At 62.1% G+C, this 25892-nt stretch carries 26 protein-coding genes, 1 tRNA gene and 1 pseudogene; 17 read left to right on the plus strand and 11 right to left on the minus strand.

What is annotated here, in order from left to right; all coding sequences use genetic code 11:
* From D3227_RS30015 to D3227_RS30035, 5 genes and pseudogenes are all read left to right on the plus strand, one after another.
* Positions 1-118: pseudogene (locus tag D3227_RS30015) on the plus strand (IS630 family transposase); the annotation flags it as partial.
* Positions 119-214: 96 nt separating this feature from the next.
* Positions 215-1519, plus strand: coding sequence for a serine--tRNA ligase (serS, locus tag D3227_RS30020; RefSeq protein ID WP_120017837.1), 1305 nt, complete (start codon positions 215-217; stop codon positions 1517-1519).
* Complete coding sequence (surE, locus tag D3227_RS30025; protein ID WP_120017838.1) at positions 1519-2277, plus strand: 5'/3'-nucleotidase SurE; 759 nt, start codon at positions 1519-1521, stop codon at positions 2275-2277. Before serS ends, surE begins: the two co-directional genes overlap by 1 nt.
* Entirely contained in the window at positions 2274-2927 is a 654-nt protein-coding gene (locus D3227_RS30030; RefSeq protein WP_120017839.1) for a protein-L-isoaspartate(D-aspartate) O-methyltransferase, read from the plus strand. The genes surE and D3227_RS30030 overlap by 4 nt, the downstream gene beginning before the upstream one ends.
* 194 nt (positions 2928-3121) lie before the next feature.
* Complete coding sequence (locus tag D3227_RS30035) at positions 3122-4657, plus strand: peptidoglycan DD-metalloendopeptidase family protein (RefSeq protein WP_120017840.1); 1536 nt, start codon at positions 3122-3124, stop codon at positions 4655-4657.
* Positions 4658-4803: 146 nt separating this feature from the next.
* On the opposite strand, the gene D3227_RS30040 is transcribed toward D3227_RS30035, so the two are convergent.
* A complete protein-coding gene (locus D3227_RS30040; protein ID WP_120017841.1) occupies positions 4804-5634 on the minus strand; it encodes an isocitrate lyase/PEP mutase family protein in 831 nt (276 codons plus the stop codon).
* Between the two features lie 134 nt (positions 5635-5768).
* Positions 5769-6644 (minus strand): ATP-binding protein, encoded by an 876-nt coding sequence (locus D3227_RS30045; RefSeq protein ID WP_120017842.1) that lies wholly within the window; start codon positions 6642-6644, stop codon positions 5769-5771.
* A gap of 275 nt (positions 6645-6919) precedes the next feature.
* On the opposite strand from D3227_RS30045, the gene yajC reads away from it, so the two are divergent.
* The 6 genes from yajC to D3227_RS30075 all read left to right on the plus strand — a co-directional run bounded on the left by yajC (position 6920) and on the right by D3227_RS30075 (position 12570).
* Entirely contained in the window at positions 6920-7255 is a 336-nt protein-coding gene (yajC, locus tag D3227_RS30050) for a preprotein translocase subunit YajC (RefSeq protein ID WP_120017843.1), read from the plus strand.
* Between the two features lie 51 nt (positions 7256-7306).
* Positions 7307-9859, plus strand: coding sequence for a protein translocase subunit SecDF (gene secDF / locus D3227_RS30055; protein ID WP_120017844.1), 2553 nt, complete (start codon positions 7307-7309; stop codon positions 9857-9859).
* Positions 9860-9870: 11 nt separating this feature from the next.
* Complete coding sequence (locus D3227_RS30060) at positions 9871-10260, plus strand: Mth938-like domain-containing protein (protein ID WP_120017845.1); 390 nt, start codon at positions 9871-9873, stop codon at positions 10258-10260.
* A gap of 26 nt (positions 10261-10286) precedes the next feature.
* Positions 10287-11102 (plus strand): phytoene/squalene synthase family protein, encoded by an 816-nt coding sequence (locus D3227_RS30065; protein WP_120017887.1) that lies wholly within the window; start codon positions 10287-10289, stop codon positions 11100-11102.
* Between the two features lie 83 nt (positions 11103-11185).
* Positions 11186-11620, plus strand: coding sequence for a hypothetical protein (locus D3227_RS30070; protein ID WP_120017846.1), 435 nt, complete (start codon positions 11186-11188; stop codon positions 11618-11620).
* Positions 11620-12570, plus strand: coding sequence for a sterol desaturase family protein (locus D3227_RS30075; protein ID WP_208646486.1), 951 nt, complete (start codon positions 11620-11622; stop codon positions 12568-12570). Before D3227_RS30070 ends, D3227_RS30075 begins: the two co-directional genes overlap by 1 nt.
* Here the strand turns inward: D3227_RS30075 and trmFO are convergent, their stop codons facing one another.
* The 3 genes from trmFO to D3227_RS30090 all read right to left on the minus strand — a co-directional run bounded on the left by trmFO (position 12571) and on the right by D3227_RS30090 (position 14686).
* On the minus strand, positions 12571-13983 hold the full coding sequence (gene trmFO, locus D3227_RS30080) for a methylenetetrahydrofolate--tRNA-(uracil(54)-C(5))-methyltransferase (FADH(2)-oxidizing) TrmFO (RefSeq protein WP_120017848.1): 1413 nt from the start codon (positions 13981-13983) through the stop codon (positions 12571-12573).
* A gap of 370 nt (positions 13984-14353) precedes the next feature.
* Entirely contained in the window at positions 14354-14494 is a 141-nt protein-coding gene (locus D3227_RS30085) for a DUF1127 domain-containing protein (protein WP_120017849.1), read from the minus strand.
* A 51-nt stretch (positions 14495-14545) separates the two neighbouring features.
* A complete protein-coding gene (locus D3227_RS30090; protein WP_006203483.1) occupies positions 14546-14686 on the minus strand; it encodes a DUF1127 domain-containing protein in 141 nt (46 codons plus the stop codon).
* A 236-nt stretch (positions 14687-14922) separates the two neighbouring features.
* Here D3227_RS30090 and D3227_RS30095 point away from each other — a divergent pair, with 236 nt between their 5' ends.
* Together D3227_RS30095 and D3227_RS30100 are read left to right on the plus strand one after the other, a co-directional pair.
* Complete coding sequence (locus D3227_RS30095; RefSeq protein ID WP_120017888.1) at positions 14923-16041, plus strand: DUF2157 domain-containing protein; 1119 nt, start codon at positions 14923-14925, stop codon at positions 16039-16041.
* Positions 16038-16622, plus strand: coding sequence for a GDYXXLXY domain-containing protein (locus D3227_RS30100; RefSeq protein WP_120017850.1), 585 nt, complete (start codon positions 16038-16040; stop codon positions 16620-16622). The genes D3227_RS30095 and D3227_RS30100 overlap by 4 nt, the downstream gene beginning before the upstream one ends.
* A gap of 176 nt (positions 16623-16798) precedes the next feature.
* On the opposite strand, the gene D3227_RS30105 is transcribed toward D3227_RS30100, so the two are convergent.
* A tRNA-Leu gene (locus D3227_RS30105) sits at positions 16799-16883 on the minus strand.
* Between the two features lie 332 nt (positions 16884-17215).
* Between D3227_RS30105 and tig the strand changes: the two genes are divergently transcribed.
* The 4 genes from tig (at position 17216) to D3227_RS30125 (ending at position 21540) form a co-directional block, all read left to right on the plus strand.
* Positions 17216-18691 carry a trigger factor gene (gene tig, locus D3227_RS30110; protein ID WP_120017851.1) on the plus strand — a complete coding sequence of 492 codons (1476 nt, stop codon included), beginning with the start codon at positions 17216-17218 and terminating at the stop codon, positions 18689-18691.
* A gap of 339 nt (positions 18692-19030) precedes the next feature.
* On the plus strand, positions 19031-19411 hold the full coding sequence (locus D3227_RS30115) for a c-type cytochrome (RefSeq protein WP_120017852.1): 381 nt from the start codon (positions 19031-19033) through the stop codon (positions 19409-19411).
* A 21-nt stretch (positions 19412-19432) separates the two neighbouring features.
* Positions 19433-20368, plus strand: coding sequence for a heme o synthase (gene cyoE / locus D3227_RS30120; protein WP_120017853.1), 936 nt, complete (start codon positions 19433-19435; stop codon positions 20366-20368).
* Between the two features lie 353 nt (positions 20369-20721).
* Complete coding sequence (locus D3227_RS30125; RefSeq protein ID WP_120017854.1) at positions 20722-21540, plus strand: DUF2189 domain-containing protein; 819 nt, start codon at positions 20722-20724, stop codon at positions 21538-21540.
* Positions 21541-21600: 60 nt separating this feature from the next.
* Here D3227_RS30125 and D3227_RS30130 read toward each other — a convergent pair whose 3' ends face one another.
* The 5 genes from D3227_RS30130 to ctaD form a co-directional block, all read right to left on the minus strand.
* Positions 21601-22074: an aminoacyl-tRNA deacylase gene (locus D3227_RS30130; protein WP_120017855.1), complete on the minus strand. Its 474-nt coding sequence runs from the start codon at positions 22072-22074 to the stop codon at positions 21601-21603.
* Between the two features lie 179 nt (positions 22075-22253).
* Positions 22254-22658: a cytochrome C oxidase subunit IV family protein gene (locus tag D3227_RS30135; protein ID WP_120017856.1), complete on the minus strand. Its 405-nt coding sequence runs from the start codon at positions 22656-22658 to the stop codon at positions 22254-22256.
* A gap of 26 nt (positions 22659-22684) precedes the next feature.
* Positions 22685-23407 carry a heme-copper oxidase subunit III family protein gene (locus tag D3227_RS30140; RefSeq protein WP_120017857.1) on the minus strand — a complete coding sequence of 241 codons (723 nt, stop codon included), beginning with the start codon at positions 23405-23407 and terminating at the stop codon, positions 22685-22687.
* A gap of 12 nt (positions 23408-23419) precedes the next feature.
* Positions 23420-24124, minus strand: a complete 705-nt coding sequence (locus tag D3227_RS30145; RefSeq protein WP_120017858.1) for a cytochrome c oxidase subunit 3 — start codon at positions 24122-24124, stop codon at positions 23420-23422.
* On the minus strand, positions 24121-25890 hold the full coding sequence (ctaD, locus tag D3227_RS30150) for a cytochrome c oxidase subunit I (RefSeq protein ID WP_120017859.1): 1770 nt from the start codon (positions 25888-25890) through the stop codon (positions 24121-24123). Before ctaD ends, D3227_RS30145 begins: the two co-directional genes overlap by 4 nt.
* Positions 25891-25892: the final 2 nt, after the last annotated feature.

Genomic DNA, 25892 nt, shown 5'->3' on the forward strand with positions numbered 1-25892 from the left:
ACAGAAGCGAACCATCGCCGATACCTGGCGACACATCGGACACCTCGTCGCCACCATAGAACCCGACGAATGCTCAAACTACTTCAACAACGCCGGATATGCTTCCGTCAAAACCTGAAAGGCTCTAGGCCGCCGGAAAAAGACGCCAAGCCCGATCTTGCATCGATCAAGGATGCGGTTTACGCCCTCTGGCCTAGCTGAGGACGGATAAACCATGCTTGACATAAAATGGATTCGCGACAACCCGAAGACCCTTGTCGAGGCGCTGGTGAAGCGCTCGTGGTCGGCCGATGACGCGCAATCCACCGTCGATGATCTGATTGCCAGGGACGAGGCGCGGCGCGAGCATCTGACCGAGCTGCAGACCAGGCAGGAACGCCGCAACGCCGCCTCGAAAGAGATCGGCAATGCGATGCGTTCGGGCGACTCTGCGCTCGCCGAAAGGCTGAAGGCCGAGGTCGGCGAGATCAAGGCCTTCATCCAGAATGGCGAGGCGCGCGAGCGCGAACTCGACAAGGCGCTGAACGATGCGCTGGCGGTGCTGCCCAACGTGCCGCTCGACGACGTACCGGTCGGCAAGGACGAGCACGAAAATGTCGTCAAGCGCACCGTCGGCACGGTGCCGACCCGACCGAATTGGGTAAAGGAGCATTTCGAGATCGGCGAAGCGCTCGGCATGATGGATTTCGAGCGCGCGGCGAAATTGTCCGGCTCGCGCTTCACGGTGCTGAAGCGCGGGCTGGCGCGCATGGAGCGCGCGCTCGGCCAGTTCATGCTCGACCTGCACACGACCGAGCACGGCTATGAGGAAGTGATCCCGCCACTGATGGTGCGCGACGAGGTTCTCTATGGCACCGGGCAGCTGCCGAAATTTGAGGATGACCTGTTCTTTACGCCGCATGGAGACAGCAGGCTGGGCTTGATCCCCACAGCCGAAGTCCCGCTCACCAATCTGGTGCGCGAGGACATCACCGCGCATGAAAAACTGCCGCTGCGCTATACGGCACTGACGCCTTGCTTCCGTTCGGAAGCAGGCTCGGCCGGGCGTGATACGCGCGGCATGCTGCGGCAGCACCAGTTCTACAAGGTCGAGCTGGTATCGATCACCGATCAGGAGTCATCAAACGCCGAGCACGAGCGCATGACCGCGTGCGCCGAGGAAGTGCTGAAGCGGCTCGGCCTGCCGTTCCGCACCATGACGCTGTGCACCGGCGACATGGGTTTTGGCGCGCGCAAGACCTACGACATCGAGGTCTGGCTGCCCGGCCAGAACGCTTATCGCGAAATCTCGTCCTGCTCGGTCTGCGGCGATTTCCAAGCCAGGCGCATGGACGCCCGCTACAAGGACAAGGACGGCAAGGGCAACCGCTTCATCCACACGCTGAACGGCTCGGGCACCGCCGTCGGCCGTGCTCTTATTGCTGTCATCGAGAACTACCAGAATGAGGATGGCAGCGTAACCATTCCTGAAGCGCTTCGGCCTTACATGGGCGGTCTGGCAAAGATCGAATCGAAATAATGCGCATCCTGCTTACCAATGATGACGGCATCCATGCCGAGGGCCTGGGGTCGCTCGAGCGCATTGCCCGTACGCTGTCGGACGATGTCTGGGTGGTGGCGCCGGAGCAGGACCAGTCCGGCTATGCGCATTCGCTGTCGATCTCGGAGCCGCTGCGGCTGCGCAAGATCGGCGAAAAGCACTTTGCCGTGCGCGGCACGCCGACCGATTGCGTCATCATGGGCGTGAAGAAGATCCTGCCGGGAGCGCCGGACCTGATCCTGTCCGGTGTCAATTCCGGCGCCAACATTGCCGACGACGTCACCTATTCCGGCACTGTCGCCGGGGCCATGGAAGGCGCGCTGCTCGGCATCCGCTCGATCGCGCTCAGCCAGGCCTACTCCTATGTCGGCGAGGATCGCGTCGTTCCCTACGAGACCACCGAAACGCTGGCGCCGGCGCTGCTCGACAAGCTTGTCGCCATGCCGCTGCCGGACGGCGTGCTGCTCAACGTCAATTTTCCGAACTGCCTTCCCGAAGAAGTCGCCGGCACCGTCGTGACCTCGCAAGGCAAGCTCGTGCACAGCCTGTGGGTCGACGAGCGCCGCGACGGGCGCGGCCTGCCTTATTACTGGCTGCGCTTCGGCCGCGAGCCGGTCGAAGGCAAGAAGGGCACCGATCTCCACGCCATGCGCAACCGGCTGGTATCGGTGACGCCGCTGCAGCTAGATCTCACCGCCCACGAAATCCGCGACCAACTGACCAAGGCGCTTTCATGACCCTGCCACTCGACGACCGCGAAGGTTTTGCTGCCTTCCTGCTGCGCTTGCGCGGCCGGGGCGCGGTGCCGAAGGCACTGATCGCGGCTTTCGAGGCGACGCCGCGACGCGGCTTCCTGTCCGGGCAGTTTCATGCGATCGCCTGGTCGGACCGCATGCTGCCGATCGAGTGCGGCGAGGCGATCGAGGGCGCCGACCTGCAAGCGGCAGTGATCGCGGCTTTAGCCATCGAGCCGGGCAACCGGGTGCTCGAGATCGGTACCGGGTCGGGCTACACGGCGGCAGTGATGTCGCGGCTGGCGGCGCGCGTCGTCACCATCGACCGCTACAAGACGCTAACCGAGCAGGCCAGGCAGCGCTTCGAAGCGCTCGCCATCGGCAATGTCGTTGCCCGGCAGGCGGACGGGTCCAATGGATTGCCCAATGAGGGACCGTTCGATCGCATCGTCGCTTGGGCTGCCTTCGACAGCCTGCCGCGCTTCCTGCTCGACCAGTTGTCGAGCGGCGGCATCGTCATCGCGCCGATCGGCCCGGAAGAGGGCGAACAGGTGGTGGCCAAGCTGACCAAGGTCGGCAGCCGCTTCGAGCGCGAGGACATCGGCATCGTGCGGCTGCAGCCGATCATGCGCAGCGTCGCCGCCGTTATATAGGTGCAGGCGGTCTCCTTACTTTAAGTTCTCGGAACCCACCTTTTCGGCACGGCCTGACATGAATCTCAATGCACCCTGGCCTTCCTCGAATGTTTTAAGAAAATTTTCGCCAGATTCTAAGGGGTTAACCGGCCAGTAACATTAACGCGCTTTAATCATGCCTAGTTTGTACCGGGTCTGTGCGGGTTAGTGCGATGCAATTCAGTGTTTTGAAGGCAAACGGACGCAATCTGGCGCGTGGCTGCGCCGTCCTCATGATTGCAGGCGCCGCCGCGGGATGCAGTTCCCAGGTCGCGCGGTTCAACGGTGTCGACGACGTCTTCACCTCCTCGACCAACAACCAGCGCGCCATCATCAACAAGCAGGATGCCGCCCAGCCTTATCCGGGCGATGTCGCGGCATCTCCCGCACCCGCACCGGTCGATGGCAGCCACACCCAGTCGGTCAGCCGCTCCAGCTTGGAACCGGTTTCGGTGCAGCAGTTGCCGCCGGTCTCGCAGCCGGCCCCGGCACTGGCGCCCGCCGCAAAGCCGGTGCGCACCGCCTCGGCCCCGGTGCTGGCGCCTCCCGCCACGCATATCGATAGGACGACCACCGGCACTGTCGCCCCGGCGGCAAAGCCGTTCAAGGACGCACAGCCCGATGCGCCGAAAATGGCGACGGCGGGCGGCACGCCGCATGCAACCGAGATCGTGGTGAGGGACGGCGAGACCATCTCCGGCCTGGCGCAGCGCTATAAGGTGCCGGCCGATGTGATCATGAAGGTCAACGGGCTGAGCGCGACCAAGGGATTGAAGACGGGCCAGAAGCTGGTCATCCCGGCCTATGCCTATTCGAGCAAGGCGACGCAGGCGAAGATTGCCGACACCAAGCCGGCGAACGGCCCCAAGGCGCCGGCTACCGCGCCGGAGAAACTCGCCGTGCTGCCGCAGCAGCCTAAGCTCAAGGACGGCAAGTCCGCCGCGCAGGTCGACGCCTCGGCCGCCGCGAGTGACCCGAAGACCGCCAAGCCTGCAACGCAGGTGGCCGCGGCCAAGCCGGCAGGCGCCGGCGGCACCTACACTGTCCAGCAAGGCGACTCGCTGTCTGCCATTGCCAGGAAGACCGGCGTCAGCGTGACCGCGCTCAAGCAGGCCAACGGCATGCAGGACGGCCTGCTCAAGATCGGCCAGACGCTGAAGGTTCCGGCTGGCGGGACAGTGACAGTCGCTGCCGCCAAGCCGGTCAAGGTCGATCCGGTGACGACCGCGACCACGCAGCCGGCGGCCAAGCCGACCGAAACGCTGGCGTCCTACACGCCGCCGAAGAAGGATGCCAAGGTCATTCAGCAGGCCGAGGACGACGACGCGGTGGCACCGAATGCGACGGGCATCGGCAAGATGCGCTGGCCTGTGCGCGGCCGCGTGATCTCCAGCTTCGGTTCCGGCAAGGATGGCGTCGACATCGCGGTTCCCGAAGGTACGCCGGTAAAGGCGGCCGAGAACGGCGTCGTCATCTATGCCGGCGACGGGCTCAAGGAATTCGGCAACACCGTCCTGGTGCGCCACGAAAACGGGCTGGTTACCGTCTACGGCCACGCAAGGTCTATCGAGGTGCAGCGCGGCCAGAAGGTCAAGCGCGGCCAGGAGATCGCGCTGTCGGGGATGAGCGGCACGACAGACTCGCCGAAGCTGCACTTCGAAGTGCGCAAGAACTCGGCCCCGGTCGATCCGTCGGGCTATCTCGAATAGAACAAAAAACGATTGTGGGCCGTCTGACCTCCAGTCCGGCCTGCCGGCTCAGCCCGCTCCGCAAGGGGCGGGCTTTTTCAGTCGCTCGCGGCCCTGAGCCGCATTGGGCACAAACGCAGTTTCGGCCCAGACCCACGGCGAGGCTCTCAGGCCTTTGTCGATCCGGTGAAGAAGCCCTCCAGTTCCGCGAAGCCCATGGCTTCTTCAGAGAACCGGAAGGTCCCTGCTGATCTCATCTCCCGCGCGGCGCGCACGAAGCTGCCAAAAGCGAGCCGTGCCAGCGCCGAGCCGACACTGATCCGCTTGACGCCGGCGTCCGCCAGTTCGGCTACACCAAACGTCGCGCCAGGCATGCCCATCACGACATTGACCGGTTTCGTCACCGCGCCGCAGACCGTGCGGATCATGCCGAGGTCATGCAGGCCTGGCGCGTAGAGCACATCGGCTCCGGCCTTCTCGAAGGCTTGCAACCGGCGAATGGTGTCATCAAGGTCGGGCCGCCCCCACAGGAAGTTCTCGCAGCGTGCCGTCAGGACGAAATCATCCGGCAGTGCACGGCGCGCCTGCGCGGCCGCTTCGATCCGCTCGACCGCGAGCGCGAAGCTGTAGATCGGATCGTCGCGCCTGCCGGTATGGTCTTCGAGGGAACATCCGGCCAGGCCGATGCCGGCAGCGGCCTGGATCGTCTCGGCAGCGCTTTGCGAACTGTCGCCGAAGCCTTTTTCGAGATCGGCCGAGACGGGGAGCGGTGTCGCCGCCACGATGGACCGGCAATGGCTTAGAGTGTCCCCCCGCGAGACCTGCCCCTCGGCGACGCCGAGAGAGAACGCCATGCCGGCGCTGGTGGTGGCGAGGGCACGAAAACCCATGGCTGCCAGAATCCGCGCCGTGCCGACGTCCCAAGGATTGGGAATGACGAACGCGCCCGGTTCCTCATGAAGCCTGCGAAATGCTGCGCCCTTGCTTTCCAATAGCATTCCCCTTCAGCCTTCGAGTCGCCAGAGCGATGGAAAATGGCACAAGCTCGGGAACAAATAAAGAACGTTACCCTCGGGCACTCTGGCGCCTGTGACAGCCTGGCTACATCTCCCTCGGTTTCAGATAGCGGTTGCTAGTCCTTGAGCGTCTTGCCGAGCCGGCCGGCGAGATCCTGGGTGAATTGCCAGGCGACGCGACCCGAGCGACTGCCGCGCGTCGTTGCCCATTCCAGCGCCTCGGCGCGTAGCGTGTCGGGATCGATTGTCAGCCCATGATGGCGGACATAGCCATCGATCATGTCGAGATATTCGTCCTGCGAACATTTGTGGAAGCCGAGCCAGAGGCCGAAACGGTCGGAGAGCGAGACCTTTTCCTCGACCGCTTCGGACGGGTTGATGGCGGTCGAGCGCTCATTGTCGATCATGTCGCGCGGCAACAAATGCCGTCGGTTGGACGTCGCGTAGAAGATGACATTGGCAGGGCGGCCCTCGACGCCGCCTTCGAGTGCCGCCTTCAGCGACTTGTAAGACGTATCGTCATGGTCGAACGACAGATCGTCGCAAAACAGGATGAAGCGGAAGGGGGCGGCCTTCAGCAATCCCATCAGCTTCGGCAGCGTGTCGATGTCCTCGCGGTGGATTTCGATCAGCTTGAGCGGCAGGTCGAGCTTGTCGGAAGCGTTGACCGCGGCATGCACCGCCTTGACCAGCGAGGACTTGCCCATGCCGCGCGCGCCCCACAGCAGCACATTGTTGGCGGCAAAGCCGGCGGCGAAGCGCTCGGTGTTGTCGACAAGGATGTCGCGCACCCGGCCGACGCCGCGGATCAAGCCGATGTCGACGCGATTGACCTTGCGCACCGGTTCCAGATAGCCGGGATCGGCCTGCCAGACGAAGCAATCTGCCGCGGCCAGATCGGTCTGCGGCACCGGCGGCGGGGCGAGGCGGGCAATCGCCTCGATCAGGCGGTCGAGCTTCCGGTTCAGGGCGTCAATGGTATTGTCGGTCATGTCTGGTCTTTTTGTTCTGGCTTCAAGAAGCGCGCAGGGCGGAAATCCACTCTTTCGCGGCGGGATAAGAACCGGTTGCAACCTTTTGTCGGAGCATGATCTTTTCCAGAAGTCGCGTCCGGCTTTCGGCGACCATGCTCTAACACGGGGCCAACGGCCGGAAAAGCGGCGGATTTGCCCGCCAGCGCAGTTGCATTGGGAACTTTACCGACTATATTCCGGCCAAATTTCACGGGGCCGCCTTGTGGCGGTTTTCACCATCCAGGAGTTTCTTGATGTTCGTTACACCGGCATACGCCCAGGGCGTCGGCGCCTCGCCAGACATGTTCATCAGCATTTTGCCGTTTGTCCTGATTTTCGTGATCATGTATTTTCTGATTATCCGGCCGCAGCGCACACAGCTGAAGAAGCGCCAGGAAATGCTCGCGGCGGTGCGCCGCGGCGATACGGTCGTGACCGGCGGCGGCTTCGTCGGCAAGGTGACCAAGGTGATCGATGATAACGAGCTCGAGATCGACCTCGGCGGCACCAAGGTGACCGCATTGCGTTCGACGATCGCCGACGTGCGCGTCAAGGGCGAGCCGGTGGCGAACCAGAACGCCAAGAAATAACCCAATTCCAGGCGGAACGCAGCCGCTTGTACGCCTGAACGGACGACAGACATGCTCTATTTCTCGCGCCTGAAGATGATCCTGATCTGGCTGGCCGTGGCTGCCACAGTGGTCCTGGCCGCGCCCAATCTGTTCCCCGCCAGCACGCTGGCCAAGCTTCCCGACTGGGTGCCGAAGCGGCAGATGACGCTCGGTCTCGATCTTCAGGGCGGCTCGCACATCCTGCTCAGGATGGATCCGAACGACCTGATCAAGGACAGGCTGCAGACGACGCGCGACGAGATCAGGACGCTGCTGCGCGACGCCAAGGTCGGCTATACCGGCCTTGCCGGATCGGGCCGCACCGTGCAGGTCCGCATCTCCGATCCCGCTCAGATCGATGCCGCCAAGACGGCACTGAAGCCATTGACCACTCCGGTGGCAGCGGGTCTGTTCACCGGCGGCTCCGTCCAGGAGATGACGCTGGATGACTCTGAGCCCGGCCTGCTTAAATTCTCGGTCACCGACGCCGGCATAAAATACCGCACCTCGACGGCGCTGACGCAGTCGATCGAAGTCGTCGAGCGCCGTGTCAACGAGCTCGGCACGACCGAACCGATCGTGCAGCGGCAAGGCGACGACCGCATCCTGGTCCAGGTGCCGGGTCTGCAGGATCCGCAGCGGCTGAAGGAAATCCTCGGCCAGACCGCCAAGCTGACCTTCCAGCTGGTCGACCAGTCGATGCCGGTGCAGGATGCGCTCAACGGCCGTCCGCCGGCTGGCTCCACGGTCCTCTATTCGCAGGACGATCCGCCGGTCCCGTATCTGATCGAGAACCGCGTCATCGTTTCAGGTGAAAACCTGGCCGATGCGCAAGCGACTTTCAACTCCCAGACCAACGAGCCGGTGGTTTCGTTCACCTTCGATTCCAAGGGCGCGTCGCGCTTTGGCCAGGCGACATCACAGAATGTCGGCAAGCCGTTTGCCATTGTCCTCGACAATCAGGTGATCTCGGCGCCTGTGATCCGTGAGCCGATCCTGGGCGGTTCCGGACAGATTTCCGGCAATTTCACGGCGCAAAGCGCCAACGATCTGGCAGTGCTGTTGCGCGCCGGCGCGCTGCCGGCGACGCTGACCGTGATCGAAGAGCGCACCGTCGGTCCGGGCCTCGGTCAGGATTCCATCCATGCCGGCAAGGTTGCCGGTATCATCGGTTCGATCCTGGTCGTGGCGTTCATGTTCGTCGCCTATGGCTTCCTCGGCTTCCTGGCCAACGTCGCACTGGCGGTGCATGTGGCGATGATCATCGCGCTGTTGTCGCTGCTCGGCGCCACACTGACCTTGCCTGGCATCGCCGGCATCGTGCTGACCATCGGCATGGCGGTCGATTCCAACGTTCTCATCTATGAGCGCATTCGCGAGGAGCGACGAAGCGGCCGCTCGGTGATCCAGGCGATCGACACCGGTTTCACCAAGGCTCTGGCGACCATCGTCGATTCGAACGTCACGGCGCTGATCGCGACACTGGTGCTGTTCTGGATCGGCACCGGACCGGTGAAGGGGTTCGCCATCACCTTCGCCATCGGCATTCTGACCACTGTCTTCACCGCCTTCACCTTCACCCGGCTGCTGGTGTCGATCTGGCTTCGCCGCGCCCGCCCGAAGGAATTGCCGCGGGCACCGGTGACCTTCATTCCGCCCGGGACGAAAGTTCCGTTCATGGGCATCCGCCGCTGGACGTTCGCGCTGTCGACTGTGCTGTCGATCCTGTCTGTCGTGCTGTTCATGACCGTCGACATCAATTACGGCATCGACTTCAAGGGCGGCTCGCTGATCGAGGTGCAGGCCAAGAATGGCAACGCCGATCTTGCCGATATCCGGGGCAGGCTGACGGAGCTGAACATCGGCGAGGTGCAGGTGCAGCAGTTCGGCGAGCCGACCGACGTGCTTATACGCGTCGGCACGCAGGACGGCGGCGAGAACGCCGAACAGACGGTTATCGACAAGGTACGAGGCGAACTGCAGGACCAGTATGATTTCCGCCGCGTCGAAGTGGTGGGGCCGACTGTCTCCGGCGAACTCGCCAAGCAAGGCACCATCGCCATGCTTGTCGCGCTGATCGGCATCCTGGTCTATGTCTGGTTCCGCTTCGAATGGCAGTTCGCGGTCGGCGCCATCATTGCCACCGTGCACGATATCGTCATGACACTTGGCTTCTTCGTCATCACCGGTCTCGAATTCAACCAATCGTCGCTGGCGGCGATCCTGACCATCATCGGCTATTCGTTGAACGATACGATCGTCGTTTATGACCGTGTCCGCGAGGATCTGCGAAAATACAAGAAGATGCCGTTGCCGCATTTGTTGAACAACGCCATCAACGAGACGCTGTCGAGAACGACGCTGACCGCGGTGACGACCATCCTGGCGCTTTTGGCGCTGGTGCTATTCGGCGGCGAGGTGATCCGCTCGTTTACGCTGGCAATGCTGTTCGGCGTGGTCTTCGGCACATATTCGTCGATCTTCATCGCCGCGCCGCTGCTGATCCTGTTCAAGTTGCGGCCGCAGGCCGCGACCGCCGACGAGGAGAAGCCGGTGAACGGCGGCAAAGCCGTGGCGACCTGACGGCCACGCCAGTGGCCAAAGGCATCGTCATCCGCGAGGCGCATTTCCCCGGCCGGGCGCCGATCGAGGCCTATGGCAATGGCGGCTTCCGCTTCGCCGACATGTCGCATCGCGGCTCGCTGCTGTGCCTGCCGTCCGGCATCCATGGCTGGGAGCCAGCCGATCCGCTGGCGCTGACGGCGGCGGATTTCGGCAAGCTCCTGGCCGAGGCCGGCAAGGTCGAGATCCTGCTGGTCGGCACCGGCAAGGATCTGAAGCCATTGCCGACGGCGCTGCGTGCGGCGCTGAAGGAGGCTGGGATTTCGGCTGACCCGATGTCGACGGGGGCTGCCGTGCGGACCTACAATGTGCTTTTGGCCGAGGAGCGCGCCGTTGCCGCAGCGCTCATCGCCGTCGACTGACCGTGTCCAATACCGCCAAAATCGTCATGGACGCGGTGCGCTCCGCCGACCACGACCGCTATGTCAGCGCGCTCTACGCGCCGGCGGACAGGCGCGACGCGCTGTTTTCGCTCTATGCCTTCAATGCCGAGATCGCGTCTGTTCGCGATCGCATCCACGAACCGCTTCCAGGAGAAGTGCGGCTGCAATGGTGGCGCGATGTCATTGCCGCCGATGGGGTAGGGACCGGCCATCCTCTCGCCGACGCGCTGAAGGCGACGATTTCCGCCCACCGCCTGCCGAAGCCGGCCTTCGACAACATGCTCGAAGCGCGCATTTTCGATCTCTACGACGATCCGATGCCGTCGCGTACCGACCTCGAAGGCTATTGCGGCGAGACGGCAGCAGCGCTGCTCCAGTTCGCGGCGATGGTGCTCGATCCGACCGAGGCCCCGCGCTTTGCCGACCTGGCAGGGAGGGCGGGCTGCGCGCAGGCGATGACCGGTCTTTTGCTGCTGTTGCCGCGGCATCGCAGGCGCGGCCAATGCTTCGTGCCGACGGATGTCCTTGCGGCGGCCGGCTCCTCGCCGGAAGAGTTCGTCAAAGACGACGGCGGTCCGGCCGCGAAGCGTGCCGTCGAGGCGATGATCGCGCTGGCGCGGGAACATCTTGCGGCCTTCGAACAGGGTGCTTCGGCATTGCCGACTTCGCTGCGCCCGGCTTTCCTGCCGCTTGCGCTGTCTCGCGGCTATCTCGACAGGATAGAAAGCCATTCGCCGCTCGATCGCGTGGTGCGGCTATCAGCCTTGCGCCGGCATTGGCTGCTGCTGCGCCGCGCATCGAAAGGCTGGCCGCCCCTTTGACGTAAACGTCAATCATGGTAGGACTCCCGCCGGGTCGAAGCTGAGCGCGAAAAACATCCGCTGGCCTGGAGGAGAATGGCTTCATGAGCTTGCCTGTGCTGGTTGCACTTGTCGTCTTCGGCATTGCGCAGTCGGTAGCGGCCGTGCATTTCACCGGTGGCACCAAGAGCGCGACGCTCGCCGGTGCGGATCAAGCATTGAGCCGTTTCGCGGAGGATTTTCCCGACGAAGTGGCGACGACGGTTCGGCTGACGGTGGACGCCAGGACGGCGTTTCTCGATCTCGGGAGAGGGCGCACCGGCATCGTCCACAGCATCGGCGACTGCTTTTTGACCCGCATCGTCACGGCCAGCGACATCGTTGCCCTTGATGTCGACGATGGCGGCGCCATTCTTCTCAAGCTCGCAGACTTCACCTGGAAGGGCGGGCATTTCGCCGTCGCCGACAGGGCGGATGTCGAGGCCATCACGGCAGCGCTCGGGCCGCAGAATCCAAACCGGGCCAGGGAGGCCGCGTGATGGACGACTACAATTTTCCGCAGGTCACTCAGCTTGCAATACCGTTCTTCGTCGGCGCGATCCTGATCGAATTGTGGCTGGTGCGCACCGGCCGCGCCAAGGGATCGTTCGAGACACGCGACACGTTGACCAGCCTGATGATGGGCACAGGCAATGTCGTTGCCGGGCTGCTGCTCGGCGTCGTCTCCTATTGGGCGCTGCTCTGGCTGTGGCAGTTCCGCTTCTTCAATCTCGGTCTCTCGGCCTGGGTATTTTTGGCCGCCTTCCTGCTCGATGATTTGCGCTACTATGTCTATCACCGCATCGCGCATCGGGTGCGCTGGGTTTGGGCCGAGCACGTCAACCACCATTCCAGCCAGCACTACAATCTGTCGACGGCGCTCAGGCAAAGCTGGACGGGGCTGTTCACCTTCATGTTCGTGCTGCAGGCGCCGCTGGTGCTGCTCGGCTTCCATCCGGCCGTCATCGCCTTCACCTTCGGCTTCAACCTCGTCTGGCAGTTCTGGATCCACACCGAGGCCATCGGCAAGATGTGGGGCTGGTTCGAATTCATCTTCAACACGCCCTCGCATCACCGCGTCCATCACGCCACCAATCCGCGCTATCTCGACGCCAACTTTGCCGGCACGCTGATCATCTGGGACCGCATGTTCGGAACCTTCGTCGAGGAGTTGGAAGAAGACCGGCCGCGCTATGGTATCGTCAAGAACATCGGCACTTTCAATCCGCTGAAAGTGGCTTTTCACGAGTGGATCGGCATGTTCAAGGATGCGCTGGCACCGGGTCTCTCGCTCAGCGATCGCATCAACTATCTGATCAAGCCGCCGGGCTGGAGCCATGACGGTTCGCGCGAGACTTCGGAGAGTTTAAAGGCGGCCTATGTCAGGCGAAATCCGGGTGAGGCGGGCAAGCCGGGATTGCCGGCGGCTAGTGTCGAGCCGGCCGAGTAGCTACTCCGCCGCTTCGGTCGCCCGAGCGGCCAACCCCAGCCACTCCCTGCAATCCGCCAGTGCGCGCGACGTCACGGCGCGGCGTTTGGCGACGGTCTTGTCCTTGCCGCGCAGGCGTTTGCCTTCGGTCTTCGGTGCTTCTACGGGCGGGAACAGGCCGAAATTGACGTTCATCGGCTGGAAGGAGCGTTTTCCCGGCTCGTCGTCCGAGACGATGTGGCCGCCGGTGATGTGGTTGAGCAGCGCGCCGAACGCGGTGGTCAGCGGCGGCAGCGATGGCTGATGGCCGAGCCGCTCGGCGGCGGCGAAGCGCCCGGCGAGCAGACCGATCGCGGCGCTTTCGACATAGCCTTCGCAGCCGGTGATCTGGCCGGCGAAGCGCAGGCCGGGCCGCGACTTCAGCTGCAGCGATTGATCGAGCAGGGTCGGCGAATTGATGTAGGTGTTGCGGTGCAGCCCGCCGAGGCGGGCGAAGTCGGCATTTTCGAGCCCGGGGATGGTGCGGAAGACGCGCACCTGCTCGGCATGCTTCAGCTTTGTCTGGAAACCGACCATGTTGTAGAGCGTGCCCAGCGCATTGTCCTGGCGAAGCTGCACGACGGCATAGGCTTTTACCGTCGGATTGTGGGCATTGGTCAGCCCCATCGGCTTCATCGGGCCGTAGCGCAGCGTCTCGACGCCACGCTCGGCCATCACCTCGATCGGCAGGCAGCCGTCGAAATAGGGCGTGCCTTCCCATTGTTTGAATTCGGTCTTTTGGCCCTCGACTAGCGCCTGCACGAAGGCAAGATACTGTTCCTTGTCCATCGGGCAGTTGATGTAGTCCTTGCCGGTGCCGCCAGGCCCGACCTTGTCGTAGCGCGACTGGAACCAGCAGATGTCCATGTCGATCGTGTCGAAATGCACGATCGGCGCGATGGCGTCGAAGAAAGCGAGCGCATCGGCTCCGGTTGCTTCCGCGATCGACTGGGCGAGCGATGGTGCCGTCAGCGGGCCGGTGGCGATGATCGCCTGGTCCCACTCCGCCGGCGGCAAGCCCGGCACTTCCTCGCGCTGGATCGTGATCAGCGGGTGCGCCTCGAGCTTCCTGGTCACGGCCTGCGAAAACCCGTCGCGATCGACGGCGAGCGCGCCGCCCGCAGGCACCTGGTTTGCATCGCCGGCGCTCATGATCAGCGAGCCTGCGAGCCGCATTTCGGCATGCAGCAGGCCGACAGCGTTGCTTTCGGCATCGTCGGAGCGGAAGGAGTTGGAACAGACGAGTTCGGCCAGCCCGTCGGTCTTGTGCGCATCGGTGCCGCGAACCGGACGCATCTCGTGCAGCACGACGGGAACACCGGCTTCGGCCGCCTGCCAGGCCGCTTCGGAGCCGGCGAGGCCGCCGCCGACGATGTGAATGGGATTTTTGCTCATGAGCGCCGGAATAATCGCTTGTAGCTGCGATTGCAATTGGCCGGCTGGGGCGGAGGAGCCGATGGGTCGGAAGCCTGGCCCAAAAACACAACACCCGCCGGGGGAGGAGGTCCGGCGGGTGTCGTTTTGGTGGTCGATCCTCGGGAGGAGGTGAAGATCGACCGTATTCGTCATCGCCGGGGAGGAGGTCGGCTTTGACGAAATCTCTTTCGCCATTTTGAAAAGAGGCGAAACCCTTTTGGGAAACAACGCCCGCCGCGGGAGGAGGTGCGGCGGGCGCCGTTTTGTTGGTCAACCCTCGGGAGGAGGTGAAGGCTGACCGTATTCGTCAGGGTCGGGGAGGAGGTCGACCCTGGCGAAATTCTTGTACTTAGATCGCCTTACGGGCGACGGTCTTGATCTCGTCGCGGATGATGCCGAGATCATGGAGCTGGCGGTTCGAAAGGCGACCCAGCTCGTTAACGGTGTCGCGGTAGACGCGCCAGTTACGATAGTTGCGGATCAGGTTCATTGTCGTTCTCTTTTTCAAAACTGGTTCGGACCATTTGCGGCCCGAAGAGGATTAGACCGCCTTGCGGGCGACGTAGTGGATGTCGCTGCGGCCGATGCCGAGGTCGTTCAGTTCGCGGTTCGACAGGCGGCTCAGCTCGGAAACGGTGTTCCGGTAGCGGCGCCAGTTGCGATAGTTGCGGATCAGGTTCATGGTATTCTCGTTTCGTCTTTCTTTCGGATCATTCCGTCTTTCTGTATGCCGTGAAGATAGGTGGGGTCATATCGATTTAAAAGCGCTATCGCTGCATGGCAGCAATGCAAATTGTGCAATGCACCATTAACGCGCGTTCATGTCTCGAACACAAAGAAACCCGAATCGAAAAATGGCGTAGCGTCAACGGCTTGGCCGGCTCGGCTGAAAAAAAGACCAAGCTTGGGGGAAACGACATGGCGAGCTATGCGTCGCGGGCCAAATCGGACATTGCGCGATGGCTTGAGACTGGGCTGATCGACGGGCCGACGGCCGATGCGCTGAGGCGCGACATCGAAGCCAGTGAACGGAGATCGCTGAGCTTCGGTTCGATTCTGGCGATGATGGCGGCACTGTTATTTGGCGCTGCCATTCTGATCTTCGTCGCCGCCAATTGGGAGGCCATTCCGCGGCTGGCGCGGGTCGCCGCACTCTTCGCCATCATCCTGGCCGGCTATGTCGGTGGCGCGCTGCTGAAGACACGCGACCACGCGGCGATCGGCGAGGCACTCTGGATCATCGCCGCGGCGGCGTTCGGCGGCTCGATCGCGCTGATCGGCCAGATGTATCACCTGACCGGCGACGAGGCATCGGCGCTGATCACCTGGGGCGCCGGCACGGCGCTGGCGGCGGTGGCATTGCGCTCGAACCCGCTGACCGTCGCTTCCGTCGGCATCGCCGACGCCTGGCTGTTCCTCAAAGGATTCGACTATTTCAGGCGTACGGAATTTCCACATTTGTTCGTCGCCATGGCCATCGTGCTGTTCGCCATTTCATTTTGGACCCGCAGCCAGGCGGCGCGGCACCTGATCATCCTGTCGGTGCTCTGCTATCTTGTGCTGTTCGTGATTGACTATGACACGCTGCAGGTCGCCATCCCGTTGACGATCGTCTCGGCGCTGCTCTTTGCAGTGGCAGTTTTTGCCGCCGAGCCCGTCGATCGGATTGTCCAACTCGGCGGCCGGTTGCCCTTGCACGCCTTAATCGGCTTCCTCACAGGATTGGCGATGCTCCAGTTCGAACTTGCCAATGACGCGAGCCACGACAGCGGCTTCGCCATTGCCTCGGCGGTTGCACTGGCCGGTATTGTCGCGGCGATCATGCTGGGCGGCCGTGAGAGCCGGGGCCTGCGCTGGGTTGCCTATGCTGGCTTCGCCTTCGAACTCGCCATCATCTATGTCGTGCTGCTGCAGTCGATGCTCGACACCGCAGGCTTCTTCCTGGCCGCTGCTGTGCTTCTCGGCATCCTGGCGCTTGTCATCATTCGCATCGAGAAACGCATGAAGGCGCCGCGCGCCGAAGGAGTGGCAGTGTGATGACCGGGAAAAGACTTGTCATCTCGGCGCTGGTGCTGGCGCTCGTCCAGATCGGCTTTTTGAGCTGGATCATCGCCGGTAGGGCAGCGATCCTGCGCGACGGCAAGGAAGTGCTTTTGAAGGTCGAGCCGATCGACCCTCGCGACCTCCTGCGCGGCGACTTTATTCTGCTTGGCTACGAGATATCGCGTATTCCGGTAAAGCTGATCGCCAACATCCCGGCCGACAAGTTCTCGAGCGACGACACCTCGATCGTGATCAGGCTGAAAAAGGGCGCCGACGGCTATTGGCAGCCGACAACGGCCTGGTTTGGTCAGGCGCCGACGCCTGCCGCCTCCGATGAAGCCGATATTGTCGGACACGTTGGCGAGGGTTGGAGTTTGCGCGAAGAGGGAGGTTCGATCGCGCCGGACTACGGCATAGAGCGCTTCTATCTGCCGGAAGGCGAGGGCATGGCGATCCAGAACGACATGCGGGTGCGGCCGTTCGCCGTCCGTGTCGCGATCGCAGCCAACGGCACCCCACAGATCAAGGCGTTGATGGACGGCGACAAGACGTTGTTCGAGGAACCGCTTTATTAGACACGGCCAGCCGCTCCGCATGCTTCTCTCTTCGCCAGTCTGCGTGACCGTTCGTCTGGAACTTGAGTGAAGCATGACAATTGAACTGACGGCGTCGGCACGACATCAATCTCGACACTGTTTTGCGCGTCGCCTAGTCGTAGGGCTTTATTAATGGCGAGCCGATGCTCAGTTTTTGGTGCGGATGAAGGGACTCGAACCCCCACGCCTTTCGGCACTGGAACCTAAATCCAGGGCGTCTACCAATTCCGCCACATCCGCGTCGCCCGGCAATCCCATGTAGCCATCATTCTGTCAATGTCAGAGCCAAAATGCCGGTCAAACACGGAAACGCGAAGATAGTTGAAAATTAGCCTCGCCTGTGACAAAAGGCGTGTCGAATGTGACGGGATGCGACGATCCGCTTCTGCAGAATGTGATAAGAAGTAGGAAAAACAAAGACTTATTCACATTTTGGAGCGCAGTTTAGGAGGATTTGACTACGGTCAAATCGCCAGGTTCCGTACCAAAAGCCATTTCCGGCAGGATTATACCGGCAGGCTGTGAACGGCAGAGGCCGTGGCAGTCTCATTGGTGAAAACAAAGGTTTTACGATGCAGGTCACCGAAACGCTCAACTCCGGTCTCAAGCGCGAGATCAAGATCACCGTGCCGGCCGGTGACATGGAAGCCAAGCTGATGGCGCGGCTTTCGGATGCCCGTAACAAAGTCCGCATCAACGGCTTCCGTCCCGGCAAGGTGCCGGTGCAGCACCTGCGCAAGGTCTACGGCAAGTCGTTTATGGCCGAAGTTGTCAACGAGATCCTTAACGATTCGACCCGTTCGATCATCACCGGGCGCGGCGAAAAGGCCGCCATGCAGCCCGAAGTGATCATGACCGAGGACGAGAAAGAGGCCGAGAAGATCCTGGCCGGCGGTGCCGACTTCGAGTTCCGCCTGAACTACGAGGTCATCCCGGCGATCGAGATCAAGGACTTCTCCGACATCAAGGTGACGCGCCAGGTGTTCGACGTTCCGGATTCGGAAATCGACGAGCAGGTCAAGCGCATCGCCGAATCGGCACGCAGCTACGAGCCGAAAACCGGCAAGGCCGCCGAGGGCGACCGCGTCAGCATTGACTATGTCGGCAAGATCGGCGGCGAGGCCTTCGCTGGCGGCGCCGGCAACGACCAGCCGCTGGTGCTCGGCTCCAAGGAATTCATCCCGGGCTTCGAGGACCAACTGATCGGCGCCAAGGCCGGCGACGAGAAGCTCGTAACCGTGACCTTTCCCGAGAACTACCAGGCGGCACATCTGGCCGGCAAGGAAGCCTCCTTCGACGTCACCGTCAAGGAAGTGGCCCAGCCCGGCGCGCTGGAGATCAATGACGAGACGGCCAAGAACCTTGGCCTGGAATCGCTGGAGCGCCTGCGCGAGGTCGTGCGCGGCCAGATCGAGAACCAGTTCGGTTCGATGACGCGCCAGAAGGTCAAGCGCCAGTTGCTCGACCAGCTCGATGCTTCCTATTCGTTCGAGGCGCCCTCGAAGCTGGTCGAAGCCGAGTTCAACAACATCTGGAGCCAGGTCAACCGCGATCTCGAAGCCGCTGGCCGTACCTTCGCCGACGAAGAGACGACAGAAGAAGAGGCGCGCGCCGAATATATGCGGCTTGCCGAGCGCCGGGTGCGCCTCGGCCTGGTCCTGGCCGAGATCGGCGAGAAGGCCGGCGTCACCGTTTCGGACGAGGAGTTGCAGCGCGGCCTGTTCGAGCAGGTGCGCCGCTATCCTGCCAACCAGCAGCAGGAAGCCTTCGAATTCTACCGCAGCAACCCGGAAGCGCTGAACACACTGCGCGCGCCGATGTTCGAGGAGAAGGTCGTCGACCATCTGCTCGGCCAGATCTCGGTCACCGACGTCAAAGTCAGCAAGGAAGAACTGATGGCCGACGACGAGGAGGCCGAGACGGCCAAGGCGAAGCCGGCGAAGAAGGTCGCTGCAAAGAAGGCTGAGAAGCCTGAAACTGCCGACGAGGCGGAAGAACCCAAGAAGAAGGCCGCGCCGAAGAAAAAGTCAGCCAAGAACGCCGAGTAATTCGGCACGTCGATCAAATCGTGAAAGGCCGCCTTCGGGCGGCCTTTTTCGTTGTGCGCCCTGTGGCCACGGCGCAACAGGGGGAGAGGCCGACTTCGACCTTGCAGGGCTTGGCGAGGCGGTCGACCAGATCGCGGGAACCTGCAACACCGCGCCACCCTGATCGCGTATCCCCAACCATTGATTGAGTTCTCTACCTGCCACCCTGATTCTGTGGTATGCAGATGTCGCAATTCCACAAGGGAGGAGCGGACATTCTGCTCTGTGGTGCAAGGGCGCATGCCGGCGAAAGAACTGGCACGCGCGGATCGTCGGAGGACGATCAGGGAGGAAATGCCAATGCGCGCAGTCGCGTTTTTAGTCGTCGTTTTCGTCGCAACCTTCTTCGCAGGCCAATCGCAGGCACAGGACGCCGCTGCAGGCGAGAAGGTCTTCACGAAATGCAAGGCTTGCCACGTCGCGGACGAGGACAAGAACAAGATCGGTCCGTCGCTGCACGGCGTCATGGGCCGGACGGCCGGCACGCATCCGGATTTCAAATATTCCGAAGCCATGGTCGCGGCCGGCACATCCGGCGTCAAATGGGACGAACCGACGCTGGCGAGCTACCTTCACGATCCCAAGGGCATGGTGAAAGGCACCAAGATGGTGTTCCCAGGTCTCAAGAAGGACGAGGACGTCGCCAACGTCATCGCCTATCTGAAGCAGTTCTCCCCGTAAGTCTGATCTTCACCGGCTAACATGTCGACCCGGGAAAGCCACCTCGAGGACACCGGCCCCCGCCTCTCGGAAGCGACGGCCGGGGATTTCTTCGCGCTCTTGAAACCACGTGTCATGGCGCTTGCCGTTTTCACCGCTTTCGTCGGCCTGATGCTGGCGCCGGTAATGATGAACCCGGTCATCGCCGTGATCGCAATCAGCGCCATCGCGGTTGGAGCCGGAGCGGCCGGGGCGCTCAACATGTGGTACGACGCGGATATCGACGCGTTGATGTCGCGCACCTCGAAGCGGCCGGTGCCGTCCGGCCGTGTCACGCCAGGCGAGGCGCTTGGCTTCGGCCTGGTGCTTTCGGCGCTGTCGGTCATGACGCTCGGCGTGCTGGTGGGATGGCTTGCCGCATCGCTGCTGGCCTTCACCATCTTCTTCTATGTCGTGATCTATACGATGTGGCTGAAGCGCTCGACGCCGCAGAACATCGTCATAGGCGGTGCTGCGGGCGCCCTTCCTCCTGTCATCGGCTGGGTGGCGGCGACCGGCGCCGTCGGCGTCGAAAGCCTCATCCTGGTCCTGATCATCTTCCTCTGGACGCCGCCGCATTTCTGGGCCCTCGCGCTGTTCAAGGTCGGCGACTACGCCGACGCGGGCATACCCATGATGCCGAACGTTGCCGGCGAGGCGTCGACGAGAAAACAGATCTTCGCCTATTCCCTGGTTCTGACGCCGATCGGCGTGCTGCCGTGGCTCTTCGGTTTCGCCAGCGCATATTTCGGGATCGCTTCGACCGCATTGGGCGCCGGCTTCATCTGGCACGCGTGGAAGGTTCTGGCGGCTCCCGGCAAGGAGATGAGGCCCGCCAAGACGCTGTTTGCCTATTCGATCTTCTATCTCTTTGCGATCTTCGCGATGCTGCTTGCCGACACGATCGCAACGCGCGCGCTTGTTTCAGCCGGCGATTGACGGCCCGAGCGGTATTGCCGGGTCGGCTCTTGCTGCACGAAGATCTTGAATCCGGGCTCACATCACATCGGCAGAGCGCAGAATCCCAGCAGCAGCAGAATCACTATGCCGAGGCCCAGTATGAGAACAGTCCTTGTGTCCATGACATGACCTTCACCGTTCACCTGCATAGAATATCGAAGAAGAGCCTCCAGAGCTAGCGTGGCCGCCCCAGCCATTTTCAACAAAGGGCGACAAATCCCCTGCAGGAGAGTATGTTGTTTGCGGTGCAGGTCGCGGTTCGCGTGGCCAGTCACGCTGAACGATGCACCGTGAAACCGCGACCTTACCGGACCTGGTCTGGAGGAACGGGCATGACAAGTTTTCACGTGATAGCAGGCGCCAGCGAAACGCTGGAACATACCAAAATTCGAAAAATCGGTGTTTCCGACCTTCTTGATGCGCTCAGGCGTGGCGTCGATGATTTCATGATCAAACCGTCGCACATCGTTTTTCTCTGCCTGATCTATCCGCTGGTGGGCGTCGTGCTCGCCGCCTGGACATCGGGCGCCAATGCGTTGCCGCTGCTGTTTCCGCTGGTGTCCGGCTTTGCGCTCATCGGCCCGTTCGCTGCGATCGGCCTCTATGAGATCAGCCGCCGGCGGGAAGCCGGCCTCGATACTTCGTGGAGACACGCCTTCGAGGTCAGGAATTCTCCGGCGCTGCCGGCCATCGCGGCGGTCGGAATCATGCTGTTTTCGATCTTCATCGCCTGGCTTTTGACCGCGCAGCTGTTCTACCAACAGCTCTTCGGTCCGGCGCCGCCTGAATCGCTATCCAGCTTCATTAACGAAGTATTCGCCACGGGTCGCGGCTGGACGCTGATTATCCTGGGACACGCCATCGGCTTCGCGTTTGCTGTGGTGGTGTTGTGCACAACGGTGGTTGCTTTCCCACTGCTGCTCGACCGTGACGTCGGCGCCTACGAAGCCATCCACACCTCGGTGCGTGTGGTCCTGGCAAACCCGATCGTCATGGCTGTGTGGGGGCTGATTGTCGCCATCGCGCTGATCATCGGCTCGTTGCCGGTATTTGCGGGGCTGGCCGTTGTGCTGCCGGTCCTTGGCCATGCCACCTGGCATGTCTATCGCAAGGTGGTGGATTCGTCGCCGCCTGCCAGACCTGCCGATTGAGGACGTCCCGCCTGCCCGCACCGGCGAAAGGGCCGGTGCGGGCCGCCTGGCGAGGGCTTGTCAGTAAGCCGGATGGCTGAAGCGGGCTTGGCGTGCGTCCACGGTCAGGTCGCGGAAATCCTTGCCGCTGACATGCACCAGCGTCCTGTGATCACCGCCCTCGAAATAAACATCGTCGGCGGCACGAAGGCTCTCATCGACGATGACGGGCACATCGTAGGCCGCGCCGATCGGCGGGACGGCACCGATGTCGCAATCGGCGAAAAGCGAAACCACTTCGTCTTCGGAGGCGAGACCAAGACGCCTGTCCATGACGTCCTGCAACGCGCCGAGTTCGATCCTGTGGGTACTTGGAACCACGGCCAGTGCATAGCCAAGTTCGTGGTGAACGACCACCGATTTGGCCATGATGCTGCCTGGCACATGCGCAGCTATGGCGGACTGCCTGGTTGTGGATGTGCGGTGATGCGCGACGGTGTCGTAGGAAATTCCCTTGCCGTCTATATAGTCCTTCAGTCTGTTGGCGATCGTCATCTTGGGCCTCCATTGCCGGAGTTCGCGACGCGCGGGAAACGAGAGCAGTCATTCTCCCGATGTCGCTTCCGATATCTGGAAAATGGACCAGCCGCCGGTTGTTTCAAGGCAGCCGAGCGGCAAGCAGCATCCGCGCACAACTGAAGTCGCGGCTGCTGGATCTCACCCGGCTCTAGATTTCAGGGTCCGCTCCCGAAAAATGTCACCCGGGTGAGAAGCGTGTAATCGGCTTCGAGGACCATCATGGCCACGAACACCAGCACCAGTATCGGCGGCAGAATGATCGCATAGGACAGCGCCAGCCTTTCCCACGCCATATGCATGAAGACGGCGACGATCAGTCCTGCCTTGAGCATCATGAAGATCAGGATCAGCGACCATCTGAGATAGCCCTGAAGGCCGAAATAATCGACCATGTAGGAGCAGGCGCTGAGCACGAACAGCCACGCCCAGACCACCAGATAGAGCTTGATCGGGTGTTCCTGATGGACCTCGGCAGGGGCAACGCTGGCGGTGGCTGCGTCATGCGCATGCCCCGTGTTCTGCGGGTGTTGTCCGAGGCCGTTTGCGGTTGCTTCAGCCATATCTTCCTCTCAACAAGACCAGCCTCTCACCAAAGATAGAAGAAAGCGAAAATGAACACCCAGACCAGGTCGACGAAGTGCCAGTAGAGCCCCATGATCTCGACGCTCTCGTAGTGACCCTTGCGGCTGGTGAAGAAGCCGGGCCGTCCGATGTCATAGTCTCCGCGCCAGACCTTGCGCGCCACGATGATCAGGAAGATCACCCCGATCGTCACATGGGTGCCGTGGAAGCCGGTGATCATGAAGAAAGTCGAACCGAACTGTGCCGCGCCCCACGGATTGCCCCAGGGACGGACCCCTTCGCTGATCAACTTGGTCCATTCGAAGGCTTGCATGCCGACGAAGGTCGCACCCAATAGCGCGGTCAGAAGCATCAGGATTGCGGTTTTGCGGCGGTCGCGGCGATAGCCGAAATTGACCGCCATGGCCATCGTCCCGCTGCTCGAGATCAGTACGAAGGTCATGATTGCGATCAGGATCAGCGGAACATTCGAGCCGCCTATGTGCAGCGCAAAGACCTCGCTCGGATTGGGCCACGGCACGCGCGTCGACATGCGTGCCGTCATGTAGGAGAGCAGGAAGCAGCCGAAGATGAAGGTGTCGCTGAGCAGGAAGATCCACATCATGGCCTTGCCCCAGGACACGTTCTTGAAGGCCCGCTGATCCGAGGACCAGTCGGTGGCAATGCCTTGCCAGCCGGCGGGCCGGGGCTCCGTTTGGCCGATATGCGTCAGTGTCGTTTCTGCCATCCGCTTGATCCCTTAGGTCAGCAATTGTCGGCAAATGTCGATGAACGTGGCGGCCCAGCCGGCCAGCAGCGCGAAGATGGCGAGCCAGACGAAAAGCAGGAAATGCCAGTACATGGCGCACAGTTCGATGCCGAGACGAAGCCGCTCCGGCCGGGCTCCGTTCCAGGCGCCGGCGGTCGTTCTGCCAAGACCGACCAGCCCTCCCAGTATGTGCAGGCCATGCATGCCGGTTATCAGGTAGAAAAAGCTGTTGGCCGGATTGGAACTCAGCAGATAGCCGTCGGTGCTCAGCTCCCGCCATGCCACGAGCTGTCCGACCAGGAAGGCGAGTGTCGTGATCCCGGCGGTGACGAGGCCGAGCCTGACTGTTTCCAATTGGCCTCTGCGCGTCGCGACCACGGCGCATTGCAGCGCGACGCTGCTGAGCACCAGCACGCCGGTGTTGAGCCAGAGCAGGCGCGGCAGCGGCAGTGGCTGCCAGTCCGACAGCGCCATGCGCATGAAGTAGGCGCTGGTGAACAATGCAAACAGGCAGCCGACAACGGCGAGGAAGACACCGAGGCCGATCTTGGCCGTCGGCAGCGCTGAGCGGTCCAGGGCGACAAAATCCCCGGCCATGCCTTGCTCCAGCCATGGCTTCGACATCAGTCGCTGATGCGAAAGCCACCATCCGATAAAGCCGACGACCACAAGCAGGAAGACCAGGATGACGCTCATGCCGGCTCCTTGGAGGTGCCGAAGGAGCCCGGCACGTTCTGCGGAATGAAATCCTCCTTGGCGCCCGGCACACTGTAGTCATAGGCCCAGCGATAGACGATCGGCAGATCCTTGCCGAAATTGCCATGGGTTGGCGGTGTTTCGGCTGTCTGCCATTCCAGCGTCGTTGCGCGCCAGGGATTGCCGCCGGCCTCGCGGCCATGGCGGATGCTCCAGATCAGGTTGAACAGGAACACTATCTGAGCAAAGCCGACCATGAACGCCATGATGCTAATGAACGAGTTCAGATGGTGGGCCGATTCCGTCATTATCGTCATGTCGGTCAGTTCGGCGTAGCGCCGTGGCAGGCCCACCAGGCCAAGATAGTGCATGGGGAAGAAGATCAGATAGGCGCCGAGGAACGTGACCCAGAAATGGAACTGGCCGAGCGTCTCGTTCAGCATCCGACCGGTGACCTTCGGGTACCAGTGGTAGATCGCGCCGAAAATCACGAGGATCGGGGCGACGCCCATGACCATATGGAAATGAGCAACGACGAACATCGTGTCGGACAATGGAACGTCGACGACGACGTTGCCGAGAAACAGGCCGGTCAACCCGCCATTGACGAAGGTGACGATGAAGGCCAGGGCAAAGAGCATCGGTATGGTGAGATGGATGTCGCCGCGCCACAGCGTCAGCACCCAATTGTAGACTTTGATGGCGGTCGGCACGGCGATGATCAATGTCGTGGTGGCGAAGAAGAACCCGAAATAGGGGTGCATGCCGCTGACATACATGTGGTGCGCCCAGACCACGAAACTCAGCGCGCCGATGCCGACGATCGCCCAGACCATCATCCGGTAGCCGAAGATGTTCTTGCGCGCATGGGTGCTGATCAGATCGGACACGATGCCGAAGGCCGGCAGTGCCACGATGTAGACCTCGGGGTGGCCGAAGAACCAGAACAGATGCTGGAACAGGATCGGGCTGCCGCCGCTATGCTGCAGTTGTTCGCCCATCTCGACGATCGCCGGCATGAAGAAGGAGGTGCCGAGCGCACGGTCAAACAACATCATCACGCAGGCGACGAACAGCGCCGGGAAGGCGAGCAGCGCCATGACGGTGGCGGTGAAGATGCCCCAGACCGTCAGCGGCAGGCGCATCAGCGTCATGCCGCGCGTGCGGGCCTGCAGCACCGTCACGACATAGTTCAGGCCGCCCATCGTGAAGCCGATGATGAACAGGATCAGTGAGACCAGCATCAGGATGATGCCCCAATCCTGGCCGCCTGGCGTGCCGGTCATGATGGCTTGCGGCGGGTAGAGCGTCCAGCCGGCACCCGTTGGTCCGCCGGGCGCAAAGAAACTCGACACCAGAACCAGAACGGCTAGCAGGTAAATCCAGTAGCTCAGCATGTTGACATAGGGAAAAACCATGTCGCGAGCGCCGACCATCAGCGGGATCAGATAATTGCCGAAGCCGCCCAGGAAGAGCGCCGTGAGCAGGTAGATCACCATGATCATGCCGTGCATGGTGATGAACTGGTAATAGGCCTCTGGGGTGATGAAGTCGAAGGTGCCAGGGAAGCCGAGCTGCAGCCGCATCAGCCAGGACAGTACCAGCGCCACCATACCGATTGCCGTCGCCGTCGCCGAATACTGGATGGCGATAACCTTGGCGTCCTGTGAGAAAACGTACTTCGTCCACCAGCTGTGCGGGTGGTAAAGCTCCATTTCCCCGACTTCGGCCGGCGGGACTGCGTCTGCAGGCGTGATATCGACCATAG

The sequence above is a fragment of the Mesorhizobium waimense genome (assembly GCF_003601975.1).
GTDB classification, from domain to species: Bacteria; Pseudomonadota; Alphaproteobacteria; order Rhizobiales; family Rhizobiaceae; genus Mesorhizobium; species Mesorhizobium waimense.

Excerpts from the sequence above, each read along its gene's own strand:
- D3227_RS30130 (WP_120017855.1), bottom strand. The coding sequence starts at position 22,074 with ATGACGATCGCCAACAGACTGAAGGACTATATAGACGGCAAGGGAATT.
- D3227_RS30090 (WP_006203483.1), bottom strand. The coding sequence starts at position 14,686 with ATGAACCTGATCCGCAACTATCGCAACTGGCGCCGCTACCGGAACACC.
- D3227_RS30135 (WP_120017856.1), bottom strand. The coding sequence starts at position 22,658 with ATGGCTGAAGCAACCGCAAACGGCCTCGGACAACACCCGCAGAACACG.
- D3227_RS30045 (WP_120017842.1), bottom strand. The coding sequence starts at position 6,644 with ATGACCGACAATACCATTGACGCCCTGAACCGGAAGCTCGACCGCCTG.
- D3227_RS30070 (WP_120017846.1), top strand. The coding sequence starts at position 11,186 with ATGAGCTTGCCTGTGCTGGTTGCACTTGTCGTCTTCGGCATTGCGCAG.
- secDF (WP_120017844.1), top strand. The coding sequence starts at position 7,307 with ATGCTCTATTTCTCGCGCCTGAAGATGATCCTGATCTGGCTGGCCGTG.
- D3227_RS30035 (WP_120017840.1), top strand. The coding sequence starts at position 3,122 with ATGCAATTCAGTGTTTTGAAGGCAAACGGACGCAATCTGGCGCGTGGC.
- surE (WP_120017838.1), top strand. The coding sequence starts at position 1,519 with ATGCGCATCCTGCTTACCAATGATGACGGCATCCATGCCGAGGGCCTG.
- D3227_RS30140 (WP_120017857.1), bottom strand. The coding sequence starts at position 23,407 with ATGGCAGAAACGACACTGACGCATATCGGCCAAACGGAGCCCCGGCCC.
- yajC (WP_120017843.1), top strand. The coding sequence starts at position 6,920 with ATGTTCGTTACACCGGCATACGCCCAGGGCGTCGGCGCCTCGCCAGAC.
- D3227_RS30085 (WP_120017849.1), bottom strand. The coding sequence starts at position 14,494 with ATGAACCTGATCCGCAACTATCGTAACTGGCGCGTCTACCGCGACACC.
- D3227_RS30145 (WP_120017858.1), bottom strand. The coding sequence starts at position 24,124 with ATGAGCGTCATCCTGGTCTTCCTGCTTGTGGTCGTCGGCTTTATCGGA.
- D3227_RS30065 (WP_120017887.1), top strand. The coding sequence starts at position 10,287 with ATGGACGCGGTGCGCTCCGCCGACCACGACCGCTATGTCAGCGCGCTC.
- D3227_RS30075 (WP_208646486.1), top strand. The coding sequence starts at position 11,620 with ATGGACGACTACAATTTTCCGCAGGTCACTCAGCTTGCAATACCGTTC.
- D3227_RS30030 (WP_120017839.1), top strand. The coding sequence starts at position 2,274 with ATGACCCTGCCACTCGACGACCGCGAAGGTTTTGCTGCCTTCCTGCTG.
- D3227_RS30040 (WP_120017841.1), bottom strand. The coding sequence starts at position 5,634 with ATGCTATTGGAAAGCAAGGGCGCAGCATTTCGCAGGCTTCATGAGGAA.
- cyoE (WP_120017853.1), top strand. The coding sequence starts at position 19,433 with ATGTCGACCCGGGAAAGCCACCTCGAGGACACCGGCCCCCGCCTCTCG.
- D3227_RS30095 (WP_120017888.1), top strand. The coding sequence starts at position 14,923 with ATGGCGAGCTATGCGTCGCGGGCCAAATCGGACATTGCGCGATGGCTT.
- D3227_RS30115 (WP_120017852.1), top strand. The coding sequence starts at position 19,031 with ATGCGCGCAGTCGCGTTTTTAGTCGTCGTTTTCGTCGCAACCTTCTTC.
- D3227_RS30125 (WP_120017854.1), top strand. The coding sequence starts at position 20,722 with ATGACAAGTTTTCACGTGATAGCAGGCGCCAGCGAAACGCTGGAACAT.
- ctaD (WP_120017859.1), bottom strand. The coding sequence starts at position 25,890 with ATGGTCGATATCACGCCTGCAGACGCAGTCCCGCCGGCCGAAGTCGGG.
- tig (WP_120017851.1), top strand. The coding sequence starts at position 17,216 with ATGCAGGTCACCGAAACGCTCAACTCCGGTCTCAAGCGCGAGATCAAG.
- serS (WP_120017837.1), top strand. The coding sequence starts at position 215 with ATGCTTGACATAAAATGGATTCGCGACAACCCGAAGACCCTTGTCGAG.
- trmFO (WP_120017848.1), bottom strand. The coding sequence starts at position 13,983 with ATGAGCAAAAATCCCATTCACATCGTCGGCGGCGGCCTCGCCGGCTCC.